The following is a 2875-nucleotide window of genomic DNA, read 5'->3' on the forward strand; positions in this document are numbered from 1 at the left end:
GCAAAGTCAGTATCTTGAATACGGCTACGTGATGCAGATACGTTCTCAGAAATATTAGCAAGGTTACTAATTGTATGACCAAAACGGTTTTGCACCGCACCCAAGTCAGCACGCTGACTATCAATCATTGCAATTGCACCATCAATTACATCTAACGCATTTTGAGAACCCGCTTGCGTTTCAATATTCATCTTACCAACATTATCTAAAGTAGATACATCACCAGTTGTATTAGCACCTAAAGTAGTATCACCAGACGTAACTGAGAATGCCTGCGTAGAGGATAACCTTACTGTACCAGCTGTCACAGCCTTATCAGCTCCACCGCCAGTTAATGTAATACCTGTAGTCGCACTTGTTGTGCCATCATAATCGACACCAGTAACAACTATTGTCCCAGCTCCAGAAGCTCCGCCCTTGAAGTCTGTTATTTCAATATCATCACCAGACTCATCTGTTAATATCATTTTCCCGGCTTCAGATACCGCAGCAGAGATACCGGTTTCACCTGAACGCTCGTTAACGGCACTTGCTATAGCAGCCATATCAGTACCCGACGAAGGGTTTGCTGAAATAACACTACCATTTAACTTAAACGAAAGTGCGCCACCGCCACTTAATGTAGATAGCTCAACTTGCGTTCTCGCATCGGCAGTTACACCTGTAGATGACTGTGCTGCATTTATTGAATCTGCAATTTCTGCAGCACTTGCACCAGCAACATTCCCAATAAGTGTATCCTCACCATTCTTACCTACTAAGGTCAAACCACCTGATGTAACACTATTTGCAGTTGCTGTAGAGGTTAATGCTGATGCTTCACCTAAGCCCGCAGATGCACCTTCAAGGTCAAAAGATTGAACACCAATATCGCTAGCAGCAATACTATTTAATGACACAGAAATAGTTTCGTTTGCATTGGCGCCCACTTGAAACTGCTTAGTACCAAAATTGCCATCTAGCAATTGTTGCCCACCAAACGATGTTGTGTCAGAGATTCGTGTCAACTCAGTTTGTAAAGCTGATACTTCTTTTTGCAGTGCATCACGGTCAGTTGCAGAGTTTGAACCATTTGCCGATTGCAATGCAAGCTCACGCATACGCTGTAGGATGTTTGTTGATTCGTTCATTGCACCTTCAGCGGTTTGTGCCATTGAAATACCGTCGTTAGCATTTCGTTGTGCTACAGCTAAACCATTTACTTGAGATGTTAAACGGTTTGAAATTTGCAGACCTGCCGCATCATCTTTTGCGCTGTTAATACGCATACCTGACGATAAACGCTCCATAGAAGTCGCTAAATCAGAACCTGATTTAGACAAGTTACGCTGAGCGTTTAATGAAGATACATTTGTGTTTACTGAAATCATAATAAAACTCCTGATTACTTTCGTAATATTGCTGTTTTGATTTAACCAAGAGCTTTCACAATTGTATGCTCAAGCTCTGTACTGGTTAAGTTAACGGCAGAAGGATTATTATCTTTAGAGGTATTTTAGAAATAAATTGGTTTATTTGCTCAAAAAAAGCTAACCAACTGTTTTATAAGGCAAGTTATTTGAAATGAGTTTAAAATACAGTTTCCATATTATGATTTTAGCAAGTTTAACCATCTAAAAATAAAAAACGCACTCAATTTGAAGTGCGTTTATACAGCCTGTTATTAGTTACACTAATAATTAACCACCCAATAAACTAATTGCCGCTTGCGGTATTTGATTCGCCTGCGAGAGTATTGAGGTACCAGCCTGCTGCAATATTTGATTTTTCGTCATTTGCGCTGTTTCTGTCGCAAAGTCAGTATCTTGAATACGGCTACGTGATGCAGATACGTTCTCAGAAATATTAGCAAGGTTACTAATTGTATGACCAAAACGGTTTTGCACCGCACCCAAGTCAGCACGCTGACTATCAATCATTGCAATTGCACCATCAATTACATCTAACGCATTTTGAGAACCCGCTTGCGTTTCAATATTCATCTTACCAACATTATCTAAAGTAGATACATCACCAGTTGTATTAGCACCTAAAGTAGTATCACCAGACGTAACTGAGAATGCCTGCGTAGAGGATAACCTTACTGTACCAGCTGTCACAGCCTTATCAGCTCCACCGCCAGTTAATGTAATACCTGTAGTCGCACTTGTTGTGCCATCATAATCGACACCAGTAACAACTATTGTCCCAGCTCCAGAAGCTCCGCCCTTGAAGTCTGTTATTTCAATATCATCACCAGACTCATCTGTTAATATCATTTTCCCGGCTTCAGATACCGCAGCAGAGATACCGGTTTCACCTGAACGCTCGTTAACGGCACTTGCTATAGCAGCCATATCAGTACCCGACGAAGGGTTTGCTGAAATAACACTACCATTTAACTTAAACGAAAGTGCGCCACCGCCACTTAATGTAGATAGCTCAACTTGCGTTCTCGCATCGGCAGTTACACCTGTAGATGACTGTGCTGCATTTATTGAATCTGCAATTTCTGCAGCACTTGCACCAGCAACATTCCCAATAAGTGTATCCTCACCATTCTTACCTACTAAGGTCAAACCACCTGATGTAACACTATTTGCAGTTGCTGTAGAGGTTAATGCTGATGCTTCACCTAAGCCCGCAGATGCACCTTCAAGGTCAAAAGATTGAACACCAATATCGCTAGCAGCAATACTATTTAATGACACAGAAATAGTTTCGTTTGCATTGGCGCCCACTTGAAACTGCTTAGTACCAAAATTGCCATCTAGCAATTGTTGCCCACCAAACGATGTTGTGTCAGAGATTCGTGTCAACTCAGTTTGTAAAGCTGATACTTCTTTTTGCAGTGCATCACGGTCAGTTGCAGAGTTTGAACCATTTGCCGATTGCA

General features: G+C 41.4%; 2 protein-coding genes. Both read right to left on the reverse strand.

Annotation, left to right across the window (positions count from 1 at the left end):
* Positions 1-1370, reverse strand: a 1370-nt coding sequence (locus GQR45_RS21535) for a flagellin (protein ID WP_165726939.1), incomplete at its 3' end; no start/stop codon positions are given.
* Positions 1371-1679: 309 nt separating this feature from the next.
* A partial coding sequence (locus GQR45_RS21195) for a flagellin (protein WP_165726940.1) occupies positions 1680-2875 on the reverse strand: 1196 nt, incomplete at its 5' end.

Origin of the sequence: Pseudoalteromonas sp. SA25 (assembly GCF_011378705.1) — a bacterium.
GTDB classification, from domain to species: Bacteria; Pseudomonadota; Gammaproteobacteria; order Enterobacterales; family Alteromonadaceae; genus Pseudoalteromonas; species Pseudoalteromonas arctica.